The sequence below is a fragment of the Halorhodospira sp. 9622 genome (genome assembly GCF_022228025.1).
GTDB lineage: Bacteria > Pseudomonadota > Gammaproteobacteria > Nitrococcales > Halorhodospiraceae > Halorhodospira > Halorhodospira halophila_A.
On record NZ_JAJNRE010000004.1, the window covers coordinates 51,581 to 73,774 of the forward strand.

Below are 22,194 nucleotides of genomic sequence, written 5' to 3' on the forward strand. Positions count from 1 at the left end.
AAGTGGGGGCCCTTGAGCCGTAAGCAACTGGTCAACGGCAGAGCGGATACGGCCCTGGATGCCGAGGACCGTGGCCTGGCCTATGGCGACGGTCTGTTCGAAACCATAGCGGTGAATCGGGGGCGGCTGTGTCTATGGGACTACCATATGGACCGGCTGCTGGACGGGGCGCGGCAGCTGGGGCTCCCGGAGCCACCATTGGCGACCCTGCGAGAAGAGGCCCGCTTTCTTACCGAAAAGGTGGAGAGCGGGGTGCTCAAGGTGGTCTACACCCGGGGCAGCAGTGAAGGGCGCGGCTACCTGCCCCCGTCCCGGCCGATCCCCACCCGCATCCTGACGCTTCACAATCCGCCGGCGATCCCGCCGGAACGCTGGCAGGGGGTCGATGTCCGCCTCTGCCGGACGCGCATCAGTGCGCAGCCCCGGCTGGCCGGTATCAAGCACCTCAATCGCCTGGAGCAGGTGATGGCCCGTTCCGAGTGGCGGGATGCGGCCATCGCCGAGGGCTTGATGCTCGATGCCGACGGGCTCATCGTGGAGGGTACCGCGACCAACGTCTTCGCGGTCCGGAACCGGGTGTTGCTGACGCCGCCGCTGACCCACTCGGGCGTGGCCGGCGTGATGCGCCGCTGGATCGTGGAGCAGGCCGAGGCGTTCGGCCTGCGGGTGGAGAAACGCGGTTTCTATCCGGGTGAATTCGCCGAGATGGACGAGGTTTTCCTGACCAACAGCCTGATCGGCCTCTGGCCGGTCCGCTCGGTGGCCGGGACCTGGGTCCCCGTCGGGAAGGTCAGTCGCGGCTATCTCGAGCAGATCGGCAGTCGCGGGCTCACGCCGCTGGTGGACCCGCCCGAGGTTGGCGGAGAAGGGCGTTGGTGACGCGCGCATCCCGGCGGCGCTGGTGGATCCTCGCCCCGGTGCTTGTGCTTGTGCTTCTGCCGATCGTCGGCGGCGGCTGGCTGTTCTACGAGCTCGACCAGCGCCCTATGGCCGTTAGTGATCCGCCCGCGACCCTAGAGGTTCCGCGGGGCAGTTCGCTGCACGCCCTGGGGCGGGAACTGGAGGCGAGGGGCTGGATCTCCGGGGCGACGCGATTCGGGCTGCGGATCTACGGGCGCCTGACCGGTATCTCAGCTGAGCTCAAAGCGGGCGAGTACGCGGTGGAGCAGGGCATGAGCGTCCGTCAGCTCCTGGCGCGGGTGCGCGCCGGCCGGGTCAAGCTCCACCCGCTCACCGTGGTCGAGGGTTGGACGTTTGCACGCCTGCGCGAGGCCCTGGGCCGACACGATGCTGTAGAGCAGACGCTGGAGGGTATCCCCGATCATGAGATCATGGAGGAGCTCGGCCTCGGGGAGCGACACCCCGAGGGGATGTTCTTCCCCACTACTTACCATTTCCCGCGCGGTACCACGGATCGTGATCTGCTGCGCGTGGCGTTCGGGCAGATGCGTCAGGAACTGGCCCGCGTGTGGGCCGAGCGACGGCCGGAACTGCCCCTGGAAGATCCCTACGAGGTACTCACCCTCGCTTCGATCATCGAGCGCGAGACCGGCCGTGATGACGAGCGGCGGAAGGTGGCGGGGGTGTTCACGCGGCGGTTGGAGCAGGGCATGCGCCTGCAGACGGATCCAACCGTAATCTACGGCCTAGGCGAAGACTACGACGGGCGGCTGCGCCGATCCGATCTGCGCCGTGATACGCCTTACAACACCTACACGCGCCACGGCCTGCCGCCGACCCCGATCGCCCTTCCCGGGCGGGCCTCTCTGAAAGCGGCTGTCGACCCGAAGCCGGGCAGTGCGCTCTATTTCGTCTCCCGCGGCGACGGCAGCCACCATTTCTCGGACACGCTGGACGAGCACAACGAGGCCGTCCGACGCTACATCCTGGAGGAGGAGTGACGGAGCGAGGCCGTTTCATCACCGTCGAAGGGCTGGAAGGGGCCGGCAAGACCACCTGTCTGCGGGCCATCGAGCAGATGCTGGAAGAGGCCGGCATCGAGCGGCCGCTGTTCACCCGCGAGCCTGGGGGCACGCCTTTCGGCGAGGCCCTGCGCGGCGCGCTCCTCGACCCGCAGTACAGCGGTCTCAGCGCAGAGGCCGAGGCGTTGACCGTCTTCGCCGCGCGGGCCGAGCACCTCGCGCAGGTCATCCATCCAGCCCTGGCCACGGGGCGCTGGGTGGTCAGCGACCGCTTTACGGACGCCACCTACGCCTATCAGGGCGGCGGCCGCGGGCTCGGTGATGAACGGATCGCGGTACTGGAGCAGTGGGTCCACGGGGGCTTCGTGCCTGACCGGACGCTGCTGCTCGATGTGGATCCGTCGGTCGGACGCTCCCGGGTCGCCAGTCGGGGCAGCGGGGAGGATCGTTTCGAGCAGGAGCAGGACCCGTTCTTCCTTGCGGCGCGCGCCGCTTACGCCCGTCGTGCCGCAGCGGAACCAGCGCGCTTCCGTTGCATTGACGCGAACCGGCCGGAAGACGACGTGGCCCGCCAGGCACGCGCCGCACTGGCCGACCTGCTCCCGGCGCGGAGTGCGTCATGAGCGAAGCACCCGAGCATCCGGACTGGGTGCCGCCGGGGCAGGGACGGGGCGAGCTCCCGCCCTGGCTGCTCCCGGAACTTGACCGGCTGCTCGCCCTGCACGACCAGGGTCGGTTGCATCACGCCCTGCTGCTGACTGGGCGAACCGGACTCGGAAAGAGGCTGCTGGCCGGCGTCCTGGCCCGGGCGCTGCTCTGTCAGGGTGGGGAGGAGGGCGGACAGCGGCCCTGCGGGGAATGCCGTGGCTGTCGTCTGACCGGTGGCGGGGCCCATCCCGATCTGCGCACCCTCAGCCCCAGCCGCGGTGGCGAGCGCGGCGAAATCGTGGTCGATAGCGTCCGCGGGCTGGTCGATTTCCTGCATCTGAGCGCGCAGCTCAGCGGTAGCCGGGTCGCGGTGATTGTGCCGTGCGACCGGCTCAACCGCGCAGCGGCCAACAGCCTGCTCAAGACACTGGAGGAGCCGCCCGCAGGGGTGTTCCTCATCTTGGCTACCGGGCGACCGGGGCGGCTGCCACCGACCGTACGCAGCCGGTGCACGGTGCGCGGGTTGTCGCCACCGCCTTGGGGCACGGCACGGCAGTGGCTAATCGAGCGTGCCGCGGCCGGGGCTGAGCGGGCAGACAAGGCACTGGCGCTGGCCGGCGGCATGCCGTTGGCGGCCGAGCGCATCCTCCGCGAACAGGGCCTTGAGGGGTACGAGGCATTGCTCCAGCAGCTTCACCGGTTGAGTGCCGGTGGCGATCCGGTCAAAGAGGCAGAGACCTGGGAACGGGCGCCGGAGGCGTTGGCCGACGCGGTTTCGGCGATCCTCGCGGATCTGCTGCGTCAGCGCCACGGCGCACCGGATCGCGGGCTGCTGCCCTCAACCCTGGCGCAACAGCTGATTCGGCAGGCATCGCCGGAGTCGCTGCACCAGACGTTCCTGCGCATCGGCGAGCACCGGCGCAGCCTGGAGCAACCCCTGAATGGACGTCTGGCCGCGGAGGCGATCCTCCTCGACCTGGCCGCAGCCCTGCGGCCCGTGGGTCACTCGGCCGCCAGGCAGGCCTGAAGCCGCCGCCAGGCTTCCTCCAGGTCCTCGGCCGTGTTGTAGAAGTGCGCCGAGAAACGGATGCCGCCACAACGCGAGGCACAGGCAACATCGCGGGCGCGCAGAGCCGCCAGGAGGCGCTCCGGGGCGGCGCCCGGGACGCGGAAGGTGACAATACCGGCGTGGCGATCCGCTTCAGTCGGTGTCACCAGCTCGAAACCGTGGCGCCGGACGCCTTCCATGGCCTCCCGGGCGTTCGTCAGGACGCGCCGCTCGACCTCCTTCAAGCCGACATCCTCGAGCACCGCCAGGCTCGCTTCGAGGGCGTGGCTGCCAAGCAGGTTCGGGCTACCGGGTTCCAAGCACCGGCCGGTGCCGGCGGGATCCCAGTCGGGTCGGTCGAAGGCGCCCAGATCTTCGGCCATATGCCAGCCGATCTGCCAGATCCGCAGCTCATCGCGCACCCGGGGATGGACGTACAGCCCGCCGATCCCCTCCGGGCCGAGCATCCACTTGTGTCCATCCGCGACAATGAAATCGGCGTCCACGGCAAGCTGAAGGGCGCCCAGCGTCTGGATCGCATCGACGCAGAGCAGGACGCCGCGCTCGCGACAGGCGTTACTCAGCCGCTCCAGGTCCATGCGCAGTCCCGTGCCGTACTGGACACTGCTGATCGGAAGCAGCCGGGTGCGTGGCGTCAGGGCGTCGATGAGGGCGTCCTCCGGCGTGGCGCCGTCGCTCAGTCGCACCTGACGGACGTGGACGCCGTAGTGTCGGGCCAGGGATTGCCAGACCCAGCGATTGGAGGGGAATTCCTGGTCGTTGATGATCACCTCGTCGCCGGGCTGCCAGGTCACCCCGTGGGCGACCATGGAGAGGCCCGCCGAGGTGTTCGGCACCAGGGCGATGTCCGACACGGCACCAGCGACACCCATCAGTCGTGCCAGCCGGGCCCGTAGACGGTCTTCCGCCTCCAGCCAGTTGGGATAGTCCGCGGCTCCGCGATGGAGGCATTCGTCGGCAAATCGGTTGACGGCATCCCGAGTCCGCTGCGGCCAGGTGCCGACCCCGGCGTGGTTGAGATAGACCAGGTTCGGGTCGAGCGGGAACTCCGGGTGGGCCATTGCCGTTGCCTTTGTCGTTGCCATCGGATCCGGGGGGCGAGTATACCGGCCCGTCGCCGGGCTGTCGGCAGGCTGGCCGCTCAGTCACCCGTGCGATCGGGGTCACCCGGAGAGCCGCGGAAGGTATATTATGTTAAATTATGTTAGACGCAAGCAGCGCGGCTCTCCCGCCACGCTGCCATGGGCTTGTTTCGGCTTGTTTCCGTCTCTCTTCGCCTCAGCTACTCGGGCGCTTGTAACCATCGACCATACCAGCGGTCAGGTTCTGCTTCTCACGCCGACCGGAGAGCGTTACGCCGAGGATGTGCATGCCGACCAGGGCCAGCAGTGTATAAGAACTCACGATGTGCACATCCGAGATCAACTCCCCAGGCAGTTGCGCCCCGTACAGGAACCCAAGCGGACCCGCGCCGCGATCCAGCGCTGGCAGCATCATGCCTGATACGGACGCGATCACCAGTCCCAAGAGCAGGATCACTGCCATCACACCGCCCTGCGGCGGATGGCCCAAATAGCGACGGTCCTCTCCGGTGCTCATCGCACGCAGATGCGCCATCAACGCACGCGGCCCCGGCACGAAGTGCGAGAAACGCGCCTGTGGCGGCCCGACGAATCCCCAGACGATCCGCGCCAGCACGACCACGGTCAGCAAGTAACTGACCCACAGGTGGGCGGGCATCTCGCCGATCACAGCGGTAAAGAACGAGGCCGCAAACAGGAGCGTGATCAGCCAGTGACTGCCACGTACCACCGGGTCCCAGACATAGATGGTGCGCTGCTCCATGAGTCCTCCCATCGCTCGGATGCGCCGGCCTGCGGGCCTTTAGCCCTGGCCGGCCATTCACAGAGGTCTCCCGACCCAAACGCCGCAGCCGGGAGGCAGGGTGTGGCGAATTGTTTCAGCCACTGCGCCCAAGCATAAAAGTACAACTTGTGTACAACAATGTCCCCGTAGACGGTTTCCCGCGGGGTCAACAAGCTAGGTGCGCACCAGGTGGGACAACGATAGCCTATGCTGTGATCCCTGACTCAGCCCTCATTAATGGAAAAAATATTCCATTGCCCTACAGGGTGTCGCTGTGCTCAGACCTGCCGGGTCTCACGCCAGCGCTGGGCGTGGTCCTCGTCGCTGATGTTCCATTCCTGCTCGATGAACTGCTTGTCGCCTGTCTCCAGCAGCGTCCACTGGACGAAGTCGGCGGCGTCCTCCGGAGTATGGAGCTGGCCGTTCTGCTTGAGCTTGATGAATCGGTCTACGGCCGGGAAGCGCTCCGGCGTCTGGGTCCGGATGTGATCCTGCATCGGGGTATCCACGACACCCGGGCGAACGGACCCCACCAGGATACCGTCCCGCCACAATTCGTCCCGGTAGACCTGATAGATCATGAACAGCGCGGCCTTGCTGGTGCAGTAGGCCCCCCACCCCATCGATGGCTTGTGTGCCGCTCCCGAGGAGATATGCAGGATACGGCTGCCCCGCTCCATGCGCGGCAACAGCCCCTGGGTGAGAAAGACCGGAGCCTCGACGTTAACGGCCATGGCCTGTCGCCAGGCCTCGAGGTCTACCTCTCTGAGCGGTCCCACCGGGTCTAGCAGACCGGCGTTGTGGACCACGGCGCGGACTCGCCACCCCTGAGCAGCATCAACAATGCGGGCGCGATCCTCCGGGTTGGCAATATCTGCACTCAACGTGCGGATGCGCTCAGGAGCGACACTGGCGGTCTCGCCCAACGGCTCGGCACGCCGCCCTACCGTGAGCACTTGTGCCCCGTCCCGGGCGAGTCCGCGCACCAGGGCCCTGCCTAGGCCACTACCGCCACCGGTTACCAAGACCAGATCGTTGTCCTGCCACTTCATCCTGCACTCCTTCACTCGATCCCAGCGACCCGTCCCCACCCGGGCGGGTGTGGACCGGGCCCCGCTCCGATTCAAGGAAAAAACCCAGTGTAACCAGTCAGCGCCTTACGGGTCGTTGTCCGGGCCGACGACCTGGTTCGGTGGCACTTCTCCGGCTGCAAAGGCCGCCAGGATGTCACGTAGTTGCCCCACAATGCGCTGTCGTGCCTCCAGCGCAGACCATGCGCTATGCGGAGTGACAGCCAGATTCGGTAGATCCGCAGCCAGTAGCGGATGCTCCGGTGGCGGTGGTTCCTTGGTCAAAACATCCAGTGCCGCTGCACCGATCTCCCCGTTACGCAGCGCCGCTGCCAGCGCCGGCTCATCGATCAGGCCCCCACGAGCGGTATTGACCAGTAAAGCATCGCGGCGCATCAGCCGCAGGGCCTGCGCGTCGATGACTCCGGCCGTCGTTTCCGTCAACGGGCAATGTAGACTCAGGACATCCACCTCGGGTAACAGGTCGTAGAACGGCACACGGCCACTGCGACAGGTCGCGGCTGCGGGCCGTTCCGCTACGCGGACCTTCATGCCCAGGGCCTCGGCATAAGCCGCCACCCGCTGACCCAGGGTGCCGTAGCCGAGAATGCCCAGGCACCGGCCGGATATTTCGCGCTGACCGGAGTCGATGAGGCTGAAATGGGCGCTGCTGCACCACTCCCCCGCCCGGACCCGCGCCGTGGCCGCGGGGATCCGCGTGAAGTGGTTGAGGATCATGGCCAGCGTGTGCTGCGCCACCGCAGTGGTCCCGTAGCCCCGGCAGTTCGCGACGGTGACCCCCCGTTCGCGGGCCGCGTCCAGGTCTACATTGTTGGTGCCCGTGGCCGCCACCGCGATCAGTCTCAGGTTAGGAAGACGGGCCAGGGCCTCAGCGTCGATGACGACCTTGTTGACGATCGCCGCCTCGGCGGGTTCGAGCCGGGGGAGCAGCGCCTCGGGACGGGTCCGGGGGTAGCACTCGAGTGGATCAGCCACCCGTTGCAGCGGGCCGAGATCGAGATCTCCAAGATCGAGGGATCCTGCATCGAGGAAGGCGGTGTGCATAGCGTGGCCCTGGGTGTCAGTTAATAGACCACCTGGCGCGCGGTTGCGCGACAGCCTGTTCGTTATTCTATGATCTTTCAGCTCTTGAGACAGGAGGCGACAAAATATGCCGCCAGGCTGTGGACACTGCCCGCCCCCTCCGGAAGACGCCCTGCAGCAAGCGGCACGCTTGCCGGCCCTCCGGCCGGTTATCGCCGTCACCGGGTACTCGGGGGCGGGCAAGACGACCCTGCTCACCGGGCTCGTGGCGCGGATGCGTCGCGGTGGCTGGTCCCCGGCCGTGGTCAAGCATGCCCACCACGGCTTTGACATGGATCGTCCGGGCAAGGACAGCTATCGGGCTCGGGAGGCCGGCGCCGAGCAGGTTCTGGTGGTCTCCGCTCGGCGCTGGGCGCTGTTGACCGAAACCCCGACTGCCGAGCGGGATGAGGATCTGCTCGTCAGGCGGCTTCAGGCCATCGACCCTGAACGGGCTGACGTCATCATCGCCGAGGGATTCCGCCACAGCGGTGCCGGGCAACTGCTGGTCCACAGCCAGCGCACCGGGACCGATCGCCCCGATTTCCGGGCACCCGGGATACTCGGTGTCGCCACCGATGAGCCACAGGCTGTGCCTTCGGGGCTGCCCTGCCTGGATCTCGATGACCAGGCCGCTATCGCAGCATTCGTCGAGCAATGCATCCACGGCATTATTGCGCGTACTGACGGCAATCCGGCACCTCACTATTAACAAGTCGAATCAATAAGTTAAAAGCGTACTTGCCCTTCCCTGCAGCCTGGACCGGGGTTACATTGAGCGGACCGGCGCGGGCGTACGCGCGGGTCGATAACAAGCATAAGCCCGGGGACGGCGACACCCCCAACGGAGGGAGGGGAGCCATGAGCTATCAGGAGACTTATCAGGAGTCGATCAACGATCCGGAGGGGTTCTGGTTACGCGAGGCGCGGCGCCTGGCGTGGATGACCGAGCCCCAAGCAGCCCTCGCGGAGGATGAACAGGGACGACAACGCTGGTTTCGCGGAGGACGCCTGAACGTCGCCCAGCTGGCGCTCGACGTGCATGTCGATGCCGGCCGGGGCGATCAGCCCGCCCTCCTCTACGACTCACCGGTTAGCGGCGGTAAAGAACAGTACACCTACCGACAGCTTCGCGACGAGGTGGCGCGCGCCGCCGGGATGCTGAGCGATCTGGGGGTCGGCCGCGGTGATCGGGTGGTCATCTACATGCCGATGATCCCGGAGGCGGTCATCAGCATGCTCGCTTGTGCACGGCTCGGTGCCATCCACTCGGTGGTGTTCGGTGGGTTCGCCGCCAACGAGCTCGCCGTGCGGATCGACGATGCCAGCCCACGGGTGGTGCTCACCGCGAGCTGCGGAATCGAGGTCGACCGGGTTATCCCGTACCAGCCACTGGTCAACGAGGCCCTGCGCCGTGCGGAGCACAAGCCGGAGCGGGTGATCTACGTCAGTCGCCCGCAGGCCGGGGTGGAATGGGACGAGGAACGGGATCTGGACTGGCACACCGGCTTAGCGGGTGCCGCTCCGGCCGATCCGGTGCCTGTCGATGCCACCGATCCGCTCTACATCCTCTACACCTCGGGTACCACCGGGAAACCCAAGGGCGTCGTCCGGGACAGTGGCGGATACGCCGTGGCGCTGAACTGGAGTCTTGGAGCTGTTTACGACCTGCACCCGGGGGACGTCTTCTGGACTGCCTCCGACGTCGGCTGGGTCGTCGGCCACTCTTACATCGTCTACGGCCCCTTGATTCGGGGCTGCACCACAGTGGTCTATGAGGGCAAGCCGGTGCGCACCCCCGACGCCGGTGCCTTCTGGCGGGTGATCTCGGAGTACCGCGCCAAGGCTTTCTTCACCGCTCCTACCGCCTTCCGCGCCATCAAGAAGGAGGATCCCGAGGCGCGCCATCTGCAGCGCTACGACATCTCCTGCCTGGAGAACGTCTTTGTTGCTGGTGAGCGACTCGACCCCCCTACCTACGAGTGGCTCTCACAGACCCTGCAACGGCCGGTGATCGATCACTGGTGGCAGACAGAGACGGGCTGGCCCATCGTCGCCAACCCAATGGGTATTCAGCCCATGCCCGTCAAGAGCGGTTCCGCCACCGTACCCATGGCCGGTTACGATATCCGCGTACTGGACGACTCCGGCCGCGAATTACCGGCAGGTGAACAGGGCAACCTGGCCATCCGGCTCCCGCTCCCACCGGGCTGCCTGCCGACCCTCTGGAACGACGAGGCCCGCTTTCAGAAGTCGTATCTGGAGCGCTTTCCGGGGTTCTATGACACCTCGGATGGCGGGTTCATCGACGAGGACGGCTACGTCTACGTCATGGGCCGGGTGGATGATGTGATCAACGTAGCCGGCCACCGCCTCTCCACCGGCGAGATGGAAGAGGTCATCGGCGATCACCCGGCAGTGGCCGAGTGCGCTGTGGTTGGTATCCACGACGACACCAAGGGCGAGCTGCCGGTGGCCTTCGTGGTGCTCAAGGATGGCAGTGACATCGACCAAGAGCGCATCGAGTCGGATCTGACCGGCATGATCCGCAACGAGATTGGCGCCATTGCTTCCCTGCGCCGGGTCGCCGTAGTCCAGAAACTGCCCAAGACCCGTTCCGGGAAGATCCTGCGCAAGAGTATCCGGACGCTCGCGAAGGAGGCGCGCGAGCAGGTTCCCACTCCTTCGACCATCGACGACGTCTCGAGCCTGGACGAGATCGCGGACGCGATTCAGGCCTACAATTTGGGACGTCACACCTGACGTCGCCGTGTCGGGCGCGGCCAAAGCGCCGCGCCCCACGGGGCCCCCGCGCCGGGGCGCCTAGCCCAGTGACCAGCCATAGAACCGCTCAAGCTGCTCGTAAACCGCCGGGAAGGATCGGCGCAGCCGCCGCGGGTCGGCGAAGAAGGTCTCCGTGGCTACCGCGAAGAATTCACCGGGATCCTGCCCGGCGTAGGGGTCGAGTGGGGCCGCGTCGCTCCCCTCTTCCGCCGCGTAAGTCTCCATCGTGCTGAACGCCGGCAGGAAGGCCGCCGACCAGTCCTCGACGGCCATCCCGCTCGGCAGCGGCGGCAGCCCGTTGACCGCGCCCTGACCCATATCCAGCTTGTGCGCGCACTCGTGGATGACCACGCTGCTACCCGGCTCCGGTTCCAGGGCGTCCTCAAGGGAGAGGACCAGCGGGCCCCCTTCCCACGCCTCGCCGATTAACGGTCCCTCCTCGATGTGCACGATGCCGTCTTCATCCTCGTACTCATGGGTGGCGATGAAGCCGGCTGGATACAGAAGGACGGTCGCCCAAGGCGCATACCAGTCCAGTCCCAGCTCCAAGACGGGCACAGCAGCTTGCAGTGCCACTGTGTCGATGGCTTGCGCATCGACTGTAACGCCGGCCAGGCCTTCGAAGCGCTTCTCGTGAACCAGCGCAGCCGCAACGGCTGCCAGGCGTTGCCGCTTGGCAGCATCCAGCCGGCGCAGCCCGGGCAGCGCTGCCTCGGCGCGGCTCCAGGCGCCGGGCGAGAGCCTGTAAGCGCGGGCAACACGGCGGCGGCGCCAATTACGCAGCCATCCCACGTCCACGCCTCCCTTGGGATCTTGGGCTCGCCTGGGTCATAATCCACCACCGTTGCCACTGGAAAGCCGATCATGCCAGAAACCACCCCCTGCGGTCCGCGCAAGCACATCAACGTTAACGGCACCGAGTTCGTACTCCTGGGCACGGCGCACATCTCCCGGGCCAGTACCGAAGAGGTCGAGCGTGAAGTGGCCGGCGGCGCCTACGACGCGGTGGCCATCGAGCTCTGCGAGAGCCGCCTGCGCGCCTTCCGCGAGCCCGACCACCTGGAGCGGATGGATCTTTTCCAGACACTCCGTGAGGGGCGTGGTGGGCTGGTCATGGCCAGTCTGGCCCTGGGGGCGTATCAACAGCGCCTGGCCGAGCAGCTCGGCGTGGACCCCGGGGCAGAGATGAAGGCAGCCGCCGCTGGGGCCGAACGCCAGGGCGCCGATCTGGTGCTGGTGGACCGGGAGGTCGGCGTTACCATGCGGCGGCTCTATCGCAACGTGCCCTGGTGGCAACGCTTTGGCCTGATCGGCGGCCTGATCGGCAGCCTCGCCTCCTCCCAGCGAATCAGTAGCGAGGAAGTGGAGCGGCTCAAGCAGGGGGACCTGCTGGAGTCGACATTCCGCGAGTTGGCCCAGAGCAGCCGGGCCCTGTACCAGCCACTGATCGATGAGCGGGATCGCTATATGGCCGCGCGGTTGCTGGAGTCCGCGGCTGGGCGCTACAAGCGTGTCCTCGTCGTGCTCGGCGCCGGACACCTCGAGGGGGTGGCGCGGTACCTGGGGCAGGCCTGGGAGGATCCGGGGGTCGAGCGCGAGGCGCTGGATCGGATGCCGCCGCCGGCACGCTGGCCACGCTACTTGGCCTACTTGGTGGCCATCGTGATCATCTCCGGCTTCGTCATCGGATTTAGCCGCAGCCCGGAGCTGGGCTGGACTCTGGTTGCGACCTGGGTGCTGATCAATGGCGGCTTCTCGGCACTGGGAGCAGCCCTCGCCTACGGCCACCCGGTGACCGTGGCTGGCGCCTTCCTGGCCGCCCCCCTGACCTCGCTCAATCCGACCATCGGCGCCGGCTTCGTGGCTGCCGCCATCGAGCTGACCGTGCGGCGGCCTCGGGTCGGCGATTTCCGCGCCTTGCGTCAACATGTGGCCCACTGGCGCGGGTGGTGGACCAACCGGGTGGCCCGCACCCTGCTTGTATTCTTCTTTGCCTCACTGGGCTCGGCCATCGGCACCTATCTGGCCGGTGCACGCATCATCGAGCGGCTGATCGCCGCCTAGCGGTCCCGCGTTGCGTGGAAGCCCAGGTCCGGCCAGCGCTCCTGGGTCAGCTCGAGGTTGGCCCGGGTCGGGGCGAGATACGCCAGCGCCCCGGTGCCGTCCCAGGCCAGCGCGGACTCGTTGCGCTCCCGGAAGCGTTCGAGCATCTTGGGATCGTCGCCGGTCACCCAGCGTGCGGTGTAGACCTGGACGCCCTCGAAGGTGCACTCGACGCCATACTCCTTGCGCAGGCGGTACGCAGCCACGTCGAACTGCAGGGTGCCGACAGCACCGACGATCCAGTCACTGCCGAGTAGCGGGCGGAATAGCTGGGTTGCCCCCTCTTCACACAGTTGTTCAAGTCCTTTTTGTAAGGCCTTCATTCGCATCGGATCCCGAAGAACGACGCGACGGAAGAGCTCCGGTGCAAAGTCGGGGATCCCCGTAAAATGCAGCGGCTCGCCCTCGGTGAAGGCATCGCCGATGATGATGGTGCCGTGGTTGTGGATACCGATGATATCCCCGGGAGCCGCCGTCTCGGCATGGGAGCGGTCACTGGCCATGAAGGTGGTGGCGCGGGGGATCTTCATGCTCTTGCCGGTGCGTACCTGGTAGAGCTTCATGCCGGGCTCGAAACGACCTGAACAGACGCGCAGGAATGCAATGCGATCACGGTGCTGCGGGTCCATATTCGCCTGGATCTTGAAGACGAATCCGGTGAAACGCCCCTCGTCGGCGTGGACCTCGCGGCCGGCATCGCGGCTGCGCGGCGCCGGGGCATGCTCAACAAAGTCGTCCAGCAGCTCGCGGATGCCGAAGTCGTTAACCGCCGAACCGAAATAGACCGGCGTCAGGCGCCCGGCGAGGTAAGCCTCAGGATCGAAGGAATCGCTGGCCTCGCGGACCAGCTCGATCTGCTCGCGCCACTCGTCCACCTCTCCCGGGAAGAGCTCGTCAAGGCGCGGGTTGTCCAGCCCCTGGATGACCTCGCCATCGGCGAACAGTCGCACCTGGTCCAGGTTGAGGTGGTAGACACCGCGAAAGCCCCGGCCCATCCCCAGCGGCCAGGTCACCGGCGCGCAGCGGATGCGCAGGACCGACTCCACCTCGTCGAGAACCTCGACCGGGTCACGGCCTTCGCGGTCGAGCTTGTTGATGAACGTCGTAATGGGCGTATCCCGCATCCGGCAGACGTCCATCAGCTGCACGGTGCGCTCCTCGACGCCCTTGGCGATATCGATGACCATCAGGGCCGAGTCGACCGCGGTCAGGGTGCGATAGGTGTCTTCGGAGAAGTCTCCGTGCCCCGGTGTGTCGAGCAGGTTCAGAATGCGCTCGCGATAGGGGAACTGCATGACCGAGGAGGTTACGGATATCCCCCGCTCCTGCTCCATCGCCATCCAGTCGGAGGTCGCGTGAAGCTTGGATTTGCGGCCCTTCACGGAGCCCGCCATCTGGATGGCGCCCCCGTAATAGAGCAATTTCTCGGTCAGTGTGGTCTTGCCGGCGTCGGGGTGCGAGATGATGGCGAAGGTGCGTCGCTTCGCTGCCTCGGTGGCCACGTCTTGCATCGGGTCTCCTGAACGGGGGTGAATCCGCGCATCATGAAACCGTACGATTCTACCCGAAGCCCGGCCGTTGCGTCGTCTCCTGAGGCTGGCACCGATGGCCCGGGCGGGAACCTGAGCGGGCCTGGTGATGTCGCATCAGGCAGCGCGCCGGGACCGGACGGCAGACCGGCTGTGTCGCGGCGGCATGTACATTCGGTAATGGTGCAAGAGGAGTCCTCAGCATGAAGAACCAACAGTGGATCAAGCTCCCTGCCACGGCAGCTGCCCTGGCGCTGGTGTTCAGCGTGAGCGCCCAGGCCCAGCAGGATCCGGGCATGGGGCAGCAGGATCCCGGTATGCAGCAGCAGGATCCGGGGATGGGGCAACAGGACCCCGGCATGCAGCAGCAGGACCCGGGCATGGCCCAGCCGGAGCCTGACCAGGCCACCTTCAGCAGCGACCAGATCGAGCGCTTTGTTGACGCTTATCTGGACATCATCGACATCCAAGAGCAGTACACCTCCGAGATCGAAGGTACCGATGGCGCCGAGGACGCTCGTGAGCTGCAGGAGCAGGCCAACGATGAGATGGTGGCGGCGATCGAGGACAACGGCCTGAGCGTTCCCGAGTACTCTGAGATCGCCAATGCCATGGACATGGATCCGGAACTGCGCGACGAGGTCTCGTCCAAGATCCATGAGCGCGAAGGCGGCTGAACGCTCGGCCCCTAGCCGCGCGCCGAACCACCCCGGCCCCCACGCAGGGCCGGGTTTTTTTTGCCCGAGTGCGGCAGCGGGTGCGTGGCTAGTTCAGACGGGAGTGTGTACGATAGCGGCCGCACCGGCGCAAAACCGCCCTCTCTTTCGACGCTGAACTCTCCAAGAAGGTCGCATGGTCAAGCAACACAGCTACAACCGAGACGAACTCCTGCTCAGCGGTCATGGCCGGCTCTTCGGCCCGGGGAACCCCCAGCTCCCGAGCCCGAACATGCTCATGTTCGACCGCATCACCCGGATCAATGATGACGGCGGGACGTACGGCAAGGGTGAGGTGGTCGCTGAGCTGGACATCCATCCGGAACTCTGGTTTTTCCGCTGCCACTTCCCGGGCGATCCGGTGATGCCCGGCTGTCTGGGTCTCGATGCACTCTGGCAGATGGTCGGCTTCTACCTCGGCTGGATCGGAGGCAACGGGGCCGGTCGCGCGCTGGGTTGCGGCGAGGTGAAATTTACCGGACAGATACTCCCGGACAATCGGCTGGTTACGTACAATGTGGCGCTGAAGCGCGTGATCAACCGCCGGCTGGTCATGGGGATCGCCGATGGCAGCGTGTCTGTCGACGGCGAGACGATCTACGAAGCTACTGATCTGAAAGTCGGGCTCTTCCAGAACACCGGCGAGCTGAACGGGGCATAGGATCAGGCGCGGACGCCAGGAGTGACAGGAGGAATATCGTGCGTCGAGTGGTAATTACCGGTCTGGGCATCGTGTCGTGCATCGGCAACAGCCGCGATGAAGTCACGGCGTCTTTGCGGGCCGGCAGGTCCGGGATTCGTTACCAGCCCGAATACGAGGAGGTCGGCCTGCGCAGCCTCGTCGCCGGCAGCTGCGACATCGATCTCCAAGATCACATCCCCCGCAAATCCCTGCGTTTCATGGGCGATGCCGCCGCCTACAGCTACATCGCCATGGACCAGGCGATCGCCGATGCGGCCCTGGACTACGATTCCATCTCGAGCCCGCGTGTTGGCCTGATCGCCGGTTCAGGCGGCGCGTCGACAGCGAATATCGTCAGCGCCACCGAGACCTTGCGCAGCCGTGGGGTCCGGAAGATCGGCCCTTACGGCGTCACGCGCACCATGGGGAGCACCGTCTCGGCCTGCCTGGCGACACCGTTCCGGATCAAGGGCCTCAATTACTCCATCACTTCTGCCTGTGCGACCAGTGCTCACTGCATCGGGGCGGCCATGGAGCAGATTCAGTTGGGCAAACAGGACCTGATCTTCGCCGGGGGCGGTGAAGAGGAGCACTGGTCGCTGACCCAGTTATTCGACGGCATGGGCGCGTTGTCGACCAAGTACAACGACACCCCCGAGCAGGCATCCCGCCCTTACGATGCCAGCCGCGACGGCTTCGTGATTGCCGGCGGGGGCGGTATGGTCGTGGTCGAGTCGCTTGAGCATGCCCAGGCGCGTGGCGCTCCGATCCTCGCCGAGTTGGTTGGCTTCGGAGCGACCTCCGATGGTTACGACATGGTCGCCCCGTCCGGAGAGGGGGCGGCGCGCTGCATGCGCCAGGCCCTCGAAGACGTCGAAGGGCCGGTCGACTACATCAATACCCACGGCACCAGCACCCCGGCCGGCGATATCACCGAGCTCGAGGCCACGCGGGAGGTCTTCGGGGACAGCATGCCGCCGATGTCGTCGACTAAGTCGCTGACCGGCCACTCCTTGGGCGCCACCGGGGTCCAGGAAGTCATCTACTCGCTCCTGATGATGGAGCAAGGGTTTATCTCGCCCTCGATCAACATCGAGCAGCTCGACCCCGAGGCAGGTGACGTGCCCATCGTCACCGAGACGCGCGAGGGGGTTAAGCTGACTACCGTGCTCACCAACAGCTTTGGCTTCGGTGGTACGAACGCAACGCTGGCACTACGCCGTTTCGACGGCTGAACGGGGCGGTGCCGGCACCCCGGCGCCGCTGGCCTCCAAGCGATTAGGGCGTAAAGGTCTCTTATGGAACAACGGCTTGACTTCGATCGCGATTTGCTGCGCCGCTACGATGTAAGCGGACCGCGCTATACGTCGTACCCGACGGCGCCCCAATTCCATGAAGGGTTTGACGCCCAGGCTTACGCCGCGGCAGCCCGGGCCACCAACGAGGCGGATCACCCCAACCCCCTGTCGGTCTATGTGCACGTGCCGTTCTGCCGCAATGTTTGCTTCTATTGCGCGTGCAACAAGATCGTGACGGCGAATTACGGCCGTGCCCAGGAGTACCTGGAGCACGTGTTCAGGGAGATCGAGCTCCAGGCACAACTTTTCGGAGACCACCGACGCGTTGAGCAACTGCACCTGGGAGGCGGCACCCCCAACTACCTCTCGGTCGACGATCTGGGCCGCCTGGTCGAGAAGCTGCGCGAGCAGTTCACCCTCGACGACACCGATCACCGGGAGTTCTCCATCGAGATCGACCCGCGCGACGTGCAGCTCGAGGATATCGGTCGCCTCGCCGAGCTCGGTTTCAACCGCATGAGCGTAGGCGTACAGGACTTCAACGAGGACGTGCAGGCAGCGGTCAACCGCGTACAGAGTGCCGAACTCTGCCGTTCGATCATCGAGGAAGGCCGGCGACACGGGTTCCGCTCGACCAACGTCGATCTCATCTACGGCCTCCCCAAGCAAACGGTGGAATCCTTCGAGGAGACCCTGGACGAGGTCATTGAACTGCGCCCTGAGCGCTTGGCGATCTACAACTACGCCCACCTGCCGCACCTGTTCAAGATCCAGCGGCAGATCAACGAGGACGAGCTGCCCGGTCCCGAGGACAAGCTGACCATCTTTGGGCGCACCATCGAGAAACTCACCGAGGCCGGTTACGTCTTTATCGGCATGGATCACTTCGCCCTACCCGATGACGAACTGGCCGTGGCGCAGAAGAAAGGCACCCTGCACCGTAACTTCCAGGGGTACTCCACACGTGCCGAGTGCGACCTGATCGCCCTGGGGTCCACTTCCATCGGCAAGATCGGCAACACCTACAGCCAGAACCTGCGGGATCCCGAGGAGTACCAGCAGCGCATCGCCAACGGCGACCTGGCGGTCTTCCGCGGCTACGAGCTGAACGAGGATGATCTGCTACGCCGGGAGGTGATCATCGAGGTCATGTGCCACTCCCGTCTCGATTACGCGGACATTGAGGCGCGGCACGGCATCAACTTCAACGAGTACTTCGCCGATGCCCTGGAACGGCTGCAGCCGCTGGTTGAAGACGGGCTGATGGAGATGGACGACCGCCACCTTCAGGTACTTCCGAGAGGGCGGTTAATGCTCCGCCACGTCGCCATGGCCTTCGATGCCTACCTGGAGCGCGAAGCCAATGAGGGCAAGCGCTATAGCCGCGTGCTGTAGGAGGCTCTGGCGAGGGGGCGTGGCCGCATCGGCCCTGGCCACGGCGGCAAGCGCCGTGGCCGGGCCGACGCTCCCCGATACGCAAGTTCTGGACCCCGGGCAAGTCGATGCACGCGGGACCCTGGGATTCAGCTATTTCGGCGCGGGCCAGGGCACGACCATGGATATCCTGCCCACGCTGCGCGCCGGTCTTCCGGGGCCTTTCGACGTCGCGATCACGGTTCCCTACCGGCACGACCTTGAAGAGGACGAGTACGCTCTGCGCAGCTCGTTCCGTACCGACTTCTCCTTCCGGATCCACGACGACGGGCGTCGCCGGGCGGTGCTGCGGGGCTACACCACCTTCGACCCGGCAGACTCCGGGGAGCGAGTTGGGAGCGGATCGCACAACTACGGGGTCAGTGCCGATTTCCGGGGCGAGGACTGGCTGGTCCCCGGAGCCTTCTACCTCCGCGGCGCTCTCGCGCGCCACGACCACCGCCAAGATCCCGGCAGCGGCGACCTCGACTATCGGCTGGCGAATCGGCTAACCGCCGAGGCCGGTGTGGGTCTGGATACCGACATCGATGCCGAGCCCTATCTCGGGATCCGCGGCACCCAGGGGCTGGGATCGACGACTCGGGATCAGCAGAGCCTGTCCTTCCGTCCGGGCATTCGGTTTCGCATCACGGGCAACTCCGAGCTCCAGTTCCTGGCTCAGTTCGATACCGTGCAGCGCAACGCTGAGCCCGAGCGGGCGATCTTCGCTACGTGGACGTACCGGCATCGCCCGCCGGATCGCGATCTGGATAGCCTCCGCGAGCGTATTGCCGCCAACGAGACAGCGATCGAGCGCCTGGATCGGCGGGTGGGGGATATTGAGCGCCGGCTGCTGACGCGTCCCGAGGTTCCCGAACCCGAGGCGACCGGAGGCGTTGTCGTGCTGAACCACTCCGGTATACCGGAACTGACAGCCCTGGTCGTCGATACCCTGGAGACCCTTGAGCTATCGGTTGCGGAAGCCCGTGAGGAGGAGGACGTGGCCCGCCGGGACCGCACAAAGATCCTCTATCGGCCGGGGCATGCCGAACGGGCGCGGGAGATCGCCCGCGCCCTCCCGGGCAATCAGCTGATCGAGCAGCGGGAAGATCTGCCTGATCAGGCGGAAATCGCCGTGCTCGTCGGCTTCGACCTGGAGTAGCCCCCTTGCCCTCGGAGCACTGTATCGCTATCATGCGACGCGCTGGCTAGGTGGCAGAGTGGTGATGCAGCGGCCTGCAAAGCCGTGTACGTGGGTTCGATTCCCGCCCTAGCCTCCACCACCTTTCCCCATCGGCTATCGTCCCCTCCAAATGTCATGGCGAAGTCGATCCCCCGCCTGCCCAGGTGGCGGAACTGGTAGACGCAGGCGACTTAAAATCGCCAGGCTTATGCCGTGCCGGTTCGAGTCCGGCCCTGGGCACCATGCCGGGCGCCTTGCCGCGCCTACGCGGCCTACGCGGCCTCTACCCCGATCCCGCAACTCGATGGCTGTCGGCACCAAACGATGCCCCCTCGAAGGGCCGGCTCAAACCGGCGGCGGGGTGCCGGCGGCCGAAGGCGGCCTAGTCGCCCGCGCCCTGCCCGTCCCATCCACGTGTCAGTCTAGGACCTCCATCGCCGCTCGCATGTAGACGTAGGCGGAGTAGAGGGTCAGAAGTGCCGCCATCCAGACCAGAATGAATCCGATCTCGGGAATCGGTATCCCAAGGATGGGTTCGCGATAGAGCAGCATGAGGATGGCCGCCATCTGCGCGGCCGTCTTCAGCTTGCCCATCTGGTTCACCGCTACACTAGCCCGCTTGCCGATCTCCGCCATCCACTCGCGCAATGCCGAGACCGCGATTTCGCGACCAATGATCACCGCCGCCGGGATCGCCATCCAGAGTCCGGGGTAGACCGCCACGAGGGCAACCAGCGCTACGGCCACCATAAGCTTGTCCGCCACCGGGTCCAGGAACGCGCCAAAATCCGACGACTGGTTGAGTCGGCGGGCCAGGTACCCATCAAGCCAGTCGGTGATCGCCGCTAAGGCGAACACGGCCACGGTGAGCAGGTTGGTCCACGGCGGAGGCAGGAGGAAGCAGAGCCCGAAGACCGGGATCAGCACGATGCGGAACAGTGTGAGCGCGGTGGGCAGAGTCAGCGTCATGATGGTGTCCTAGCCGTGGAACGTGTCGTAGATCCGTTGAGCGAGCGAGCGGTTGATGCCGGGCACGCAGGCCAGGTCCTCGACGCCCGCCTGACGGATTCCCTGCATCCCCCCGAAGTGTTTCAGCAGGCTCTGGCGGCGTTTCGGCCCCAGTCCTGGGATCTCTTCCAGGATCGACTCCCGTCGTGCCTTGCCGCGGCGCTGGCGATGACCACTGACCGCAAAGCGGTGGGCTTCGTCACGCACTTGCTGCAACAGGTGAAGCGCCGGCGAATCCGCCGGCAACTCGAGTTCCCGCTCCCCGTCATCGAGCAGCAGGGTCTCCTCACCGGGGCGACGCTCCGGCCCCTTGGCGATCCCCATCAGGGCGACGCCGTCGATACCCAGTTGGTCGAGGACTTCCCGTGCCTGTGCAACTTGCCCCTTTCCTCCATCGATTAGCAAGAGGTCGGGCAGCGGTGCCTCGCCGCTCTGCACGCGCCGGTAGCGCCGCGTCAGCGCCTGGTGCATGGCCGCATAGTCGTCGCCGGCCGTTACATCGCGGATGTTGAAGCGACGATAGTCGCTCTTGACCGGCCCCTCCTGATTGAAGACCACGCAGGAGGCCACGGTTGCCTCGCCGCCGGTGTGGGAGATGTCGAAGCACTCGATCCGCTCCGGCGGCATGTCGCTGTCGATGATCTCGGCAAGCGCGCTGTAGCGCTTGCGTTGGCTGGACGTGGAGGCACTGCGTGCCGACAGGGCGTAGCGGGCATTCTCCTCGGCCATCTCGACCCAGCGGCGACGGTCGCCGCGCACACGATGGCGGATCGCCACCGCGCCGCCAGAGGGGGTGCGCAGGGTCTCTTCGAGCAGGCGTTGCTCGCGGACCGGGCGATTGATCACGACCTCTGGGGGGGCGGCACGGCCGATGTAGTGCTGAGCCAGAAAGCTTGCCAGGATATCGGTCTCGCGACTGCCTCCCGGCACGTTGGGGAAGTACGACTGGTTGCCCAGGCTGTTGCCGCCGCGAATGAAAAAAACCTGAACGCAGGCCGTATCCCCCTCTGCCACGCAGGCAACCACATCCATGTCGTCGTCCCGGTCCTGCGCGACGTACTGCCGCTGCTGGATGTGCCGGAGATTGGCAATGCGGTCACGCAGGCGCGCCGCCTGCTCGAACGCCAGGTTCTCCGCGGCCTCCTCCATGCGCTCGACCAGCTCGGCAATGACCTCGCCGGAGCGCCCTTCCAGGAAGAGCTCCACGTCCCGCACCTCGCGGCGATAGTCTTCCTCGCTGATGTACCCGACACAGGGCGCCGTGCAGCGTCGGATCTGGTATTGCAGGCAGGGGCGCGAGCGGTTCCGGAAGAACGTGTCCCGGCACTGCCGTATGGGGAAGACCTTCTGCAGATGACCGAGCGTCTCGCGCACGGCCGTGGAGTTCGGGTAAGGCCCGAAGAATCGGCCCGCCCCCTTCCGGCCGCCCCGGTGGTAGCCTAGCCGCGGAAACTGTTGATGACTGGAGAGGTAGATATACGGGTACGACTTGTCGTCCCGCAGCAGGACGTTATAGCGCGGCCGGTGCTCTTTGATCAGGTTGTTCTCCAGGATCAGCGCCTCGGCCTCGGTGTGCGTCACCGTGATCTGGATATCGGCAATGAGCTGGACGAGCCGCTCCGTCTTGGGCGTCTTGCGGGACGGCGTAAAGTAGCTGGAGACGCGCCGACGCAGATTGCGGGCCTTACCGACGTAAATGATGGTGCCTTCGGCGCTGAGCATGCGGTAAACGCCCGGCCGCTCCGGCAGGCTGCGGACCCGCTCGCGCAACGCCTCACGCCCGGAGATCTGCTCTGCCGAACCCTTGCTCATCCCGTTCC

The 22,194-nt window shown here is 66.0% G+C and carries 20 protein-coding genes and 2 tRNA genes; 14 read left to right on the forward strand and 8 right to left on the reverse strand.

Annotated elements, in window-relative coordinates; translation table 11 throughout:
- Nucleotides 1-12 precede the first annotated feature (12 nt).
- From pabC to holB, 4 genes are read left to right on the forward strand one after another with little or no spacing between them, the layout of a single operon-like run.
- Entirely contained in the window at nucleotides 13-879 is an 867-nt protein-coding gene (gene pabC / locus LRG07_RS03390; protein ID WP_238634814.1) for an aminodeoxychorismate lyase, read from the forward strand.
- Nucleotides 876-1,901 carry an endolytic transglycosylase MltG gene (gene mltG, locus LRG07_RS03395; RefSeq protein ID WP_238641805.1) on the forward strand — a complete coding sequence of 342 codons (1,026 nt, stop codon included), beginning with the start codon at nucleotides 876-878 and terminating at the stop codon, nucleotides 1,899-1,901. Before pabC ends, mltG begins: the two co-directional genes overlap by 4 nt.
- Complete coding sequence (gene tmk / locus LRG07_RS03400) at nucleotides 1,898-2,545, forward strand: dTMP kinase (protein WP_238641806.1); 648 nt, start codon at nucleotides 1,898-1,900, stop codon at nucleotides 2,543-2,545. Before mltG ends, tmk begins: the two co-directional genes overlap by 4 nt.
- On the forward strand, nucleotides 2,542-3,597 hold the full coding sequence (gene holB / locus LRG07_RS03405; RefSeq protein ID WP_238641807.1) for a DNA polymerase III subunit delta': 1,056 nt from the start codon (nucleotides 2,542-2,544) through the stop codon (nucleotides 3,595-3,597). Before tmk ends, holB begins: the two co-directional genes overlap by 4 nt.
- Here holB and LRG07_RS03410 read toward each other — a convergent pair.
- The 4 genes from LRG07_RS03410 to LRG07_RS03425 all read right to left on the reverse strand — a co-directional run bounded on the left by LRG07_RS03410 (nucleotide 3,573) and on the right by LRG07_RS03425 (nucleotide 7,640).
- Complete coding sequence (locus LRG07_RS03410; protein ID WP_238641808.1) at nucleotides 3,573-4,724, reverse strand: aminotransferase class V-fold PLP-dependent enzyme; 1,152 nt, start codon at nucleotides 4,722-4,724, stop codon at nucleotides 3,573-3,575. The genes holB and LRG07_RS03410 overlap by 25 nt on opposite strands.
- A 193-nt stretch (nucleotides 4,725-4,917) precedes the next feature.
- Nucleotides 4,918-5,484, reverse strand: a complete 567-nt coding sequence (locus LRG07_RS03415) for a cytochrome b/b6 domain-containing protein (RefSeq protein ID WP_201167206.1) — start codon at nucleotides 5,482-5,484, stop codon at nucleotides 4,918-4,920.
- A gap of 299 nt (nucleotides 5,485-5,783) precedes the next feature.
- Complete coding sequence (locus LRG07_RS03420; protein WP_238641809.1) at nucleotides 5,784-6,557, reverse strand: SDR family oxidoreductase; 774 nt, start codon at nucleotides 6,555-6,557, stop codon at nucleotides 5,784-5,786.
- A 105-nt stretch (nucleotides 6,558-6,662) separates the two neighbouring features.
- Nucleotides 6,663-7,640: a D-2-hydroxyacid dehydrogenase gene (locus LRG07_RS03425; RefSeq protein WP_201167212.1), complete on the reverse strand. Its 978-nt coding sequence runs from the start codon at nucleotides 7,638-7,640 to the stop codon at nucleotides 6,663-6,665.
- A gap of 106 nt (nucleotides 7,641-7,746) precedes the next feature.
- Between LRG07_RS03425 and mobB the strand changes: the two genes are divergently transcribed.
- Together mobB and LRG07_RS03435 are read left to right on the forward strand one after the other, a co-directional pair.
- Nucleotides 7,747-8,370 (forward strand): molybdopterin-guanine dinucleotide biosynthesis protein B, encoded by a 624-nt coding sequence (gene mobB / locus LRG07_RS03430; RefSeq protein WP_201167215.1) that lies wholly within the window; start codon nucleotides 7,747-7,749, stop codon nucleotides 8,368-8,370.
- A 149-nt stretch (nucleotides 8,371-8,519) separates the two neighbouring features.
- Nucleotides 8,520-10,421: a propionyl-CoA synthetase gene (locus LRG07_RS03435; RefSeq protein WP_201167217.1), complete on the forward strand. Its 1,902-nt coding sequence runs from the start codon at nucleotides 8,520-8,522 to the stop codon at nucleotides 10,419-10,421.
- A gap of 60 nt (nucleotides 10,422-10,481) precedes the next feature.
- Here LRG07_RS03435 and LRG07_RS03440 read toward each other — a convergent pair whose 3' ends face one another.
- Nucleotides 10,482-11,234 (reverse strand): zinc-dependent peptidase, encoded by a 753-nt coding sequence (locus tag LRG07_RS03440; RefSeq protein ID WP_238634810.1) that lies wholly within the window; start codon nucleotides 11,232-11,234, stop codon nucleotides 10,482-10,484.
- 72 nt (nucleotides 11,235-11,306) lie between these two features.
- On the opposite strand from LRG07_RS03440, the gene LRG07_RS03445 reads away from it, so the two are divergent.
- On the forward strand, nucleotides 11,307-12,506 hold the full coding sequence (locus LRG07_RS03445) for a TraB/GumN family protein (RefSeq protein ID WP_201242522.1): 1,200 nt from the start codon (nucleotides 11,307-11,309) through the stop codon (nucleotides 12,504-12,506).
- Here LRG07_RS03445 and LRG07_RS03450 read toward each other — a convergent pair.
- Nucleotides 12,503-14,056, reverse strand: a complete 1,554-nt coding sequence (locus tag LRG07_RS03450) for a peptide chain release factor 3 (protein ID WP_201167225.1) — start codon at nucleotides 14,054-14,056, stop codon at nucleotides 12,503-12,505. The two genes, LRG07_RS03445 and LRG07_RS03450, sit on opposite strands and share 4 nt — an antisense overlap.
- A 221-nt stretch (nucleotides 14,057-14,277) precedes the next feature.
- Here LRG07_RS03450 and LRG07_RS03455 point away from each other — a divergent pair, with 221 nt between their 5' ends.
- The 7 genes from LRG07_RS03455 to LRG07_RS03485 all read left to right on the forward strand — a co-directional run bounded on the left by LRG07_RS03455 (nucleotide 14,278) and on the right by LRG07_RS03485 (nucleotide 19,609).
- Complete coding sequence (locus tag LRG07_RS03455; RefSeq protein WP_238636408.1) at nucleotides 14,278-14,751, forward strand: DUF4168 domain-containing protein; 474 nt, start codon at nucleotides 14,278-14,280, stop codon at nucleotides 14,749-14,751.
- A gap of 175 nt (nucleotides 14,752-14,926) precedes the next feature.
- Entirely contained in the window at nucleotides 14,927-15,451 is a 525-nt protein-coding gene (gene fabA / locus LRG07_RS03460; RefSeq protein WP_201167229.1) for a bifunctional 3-hydroxydecanoyl-ACP dehydratase/trans-2-decenoyl-ACP isomerase, read from the forward strand.
- Between the two features lie 38 nt (nucleotides 15,452-15,489).
- Entirely contained in the window at nucleotides 15,490-16,707 is a 1,218-nt protein-coding gene (gene fabB / locus LRG07_RS03465) for a beta-ketoacyl-ACP synthase I (protein ID WP_201167231.1), read from the forward strand.
- 63 nt (nucleotides 16,708-16,770) lie between these two features.
- Complete coding sequence (gene hemN, locus LRG07_RS03470) at nucleotides 16,771-18,165, forward strand: oxygen-independent coproporphyrinogen III oxidase (RefSeq protein WP_238641810.1); 1,395 nt, start codon at nucleotides 16,771-16,773, stop codon at nucleotides 18,163-18,165.
- A 19-nt stretch (nucleotides 18,166-18,184) separates the two neighbouring features.
- On the forward strand, nucleotides 18,185-19,345 hold the full coding sequence (locus tag LRG07_RS03475) for a LytR C-terminal domain-containing protein (protein ID WP_238641811.1): 1,161 nt from the start codon (nucleotides 18,185-18,187) through the stop codon (nucleotides 19,343-19,345).
- A 44-nt stretch (nucleotides 19,346-19,389) separates the two neighbouring features.
- Nucleotides 19,390-19,463: transfer RNA gene (locus tag LRG07_RS03480), tRNA-Cys, on the forward strand.
- Nucleotides 19,464-19,524: 61 nt separating this feature from the next.
- Nucleotides 19,525-19,609, forward strand: a tRNA-Leu gene (locus tag LRG07_RS03485).
- Between the two features lie 174 nt (nucleotides 19,610-19,783).
- Here LRG07_RS03485 and pgsA read toward each other — a convergent pair.
- Nucleotides 19,784-20,335 carry a CDP-diacylglycerol--glycerol-3-phosphate 3-phosphatidyltransferase gene (gene pgsA, locus LRG07_RS03490; protein WP_201167237.1) on the reverse strand — a complete coding sequence of 184 codons (552 nt, stop codon included), beginning with the start codon at nucleotides 20,333-20,335 and terminating at the stop codon, nucleotides 19,784-19,786.
- A 9-nt stretch (nucleotides 20,336-20,344) separates the two neighbouring features.
- Complete coding sequence (gene uvrC / locus LRG07_RS03495; RefSeq protein WP_201167239.1) at nucleotides 20,345-22,186, reverse strand: excinuclease ABC subunit UvrC; 1,842 nt, start codon at nucleotides 22,184-22,186, stop codon at nucleotides 20,345-20,347.
- Between the last annotated feature and the right edge of the window lie 8 nt (nucleotides 22,187-22,194).

Coding starts and splice junctions, on each gene's coding strand:
- LRG07_RS03425 (WP_201167212.1), bottom strand. CDS start 7,640: ATGCACACCGCCTTCCTCGATGCAGGATCCCTCGATCTTGGAGATCTC.
- mobB (WP_201167215.1), top strand. CDS start 7,747: ATGCCGCCAGGCTGTGGACACTGCCCGCCCCCTCCGGAAGACGCCCTG.
- LRG07_RS03415 (WP_201167206.1), bottom strand. CDS start 5,484: ATGGAGCAGCGCACCATCTATGTCTGGGACCCGGTGGTACGTGGCAGT.
- uvrC (WP_201167239.1), bottom strand. CDS start 22,186: ATGAGCAAGGGTTCGGCAGAGCAGATCTCCGGGCGTGAGGCGTTGCGC.
- LRG07_RS03455 (WP_238636408.1), top strand. CDS start 14,278: ATGAAGAACCAACAGTGGATCAAGCTCCCTGCCACGGCAGCTGCCCTG.
- hemN (WP_238641810.1), top strand. CDS start 16,771: ATGGAACAACGGCTTGACTTCGATCGCGATTTGCTGCGCCGCTACGAT.
- LRG07_RS03450 (WP_201167225.1), bottom strand. CDS start 14,056: ATGCAAGACGTGGCCACCGAGGCAGCGAAGCGACGCACCTTCGCCATC.
- LRG07_RS03410 (WP_238641808.1), bottom strand. CDS start 4,724: ATGGCAACGACAAAGGCAACGGCAATGGCCCACCCGGAGTTCCCGCTC.
- LRG07_RS03445 (WP_201242522.1), top strand. CDS start 11,307: ATGCCAGAAACCACCCCCTGCGGTCCGCGCAAGCACATCAACGTTAAC.
- LRG07_RS03420 (WP_238641809.1), bottom strand. CDS start 6,557: ATGAAGTGGCAGGACAACGATCTGGTCTTGGTAACCGGTGGCGGTAGT.
- fabA (WP_201167229.1), top strand. CDS start 14,927: ATGGTCAAGCAACACAGCTACAACCGAGACGAACTCCTGCTCAGCGGT.
- LRG07_RS03435 (WP_201167217.1), top strand. CDS start 8,520: ATGAGCTATCAGGAGACTTATCAGGAGTCGATCAACGATCCGGAGGGG.
- pgsA (WP_201167237.1), bottom strand. CDS start 20,335: ATGACGCTGACTCTGCCCACCGCGCTCACACTGTTCCGCATCGTGCTG.
- holB (WP_238641807.1), top strand. CDS start 2,542: ATGAGCGAAGCACCCGAGCATCCGGACTGGGTGCCGCCGGGGCAGGGA.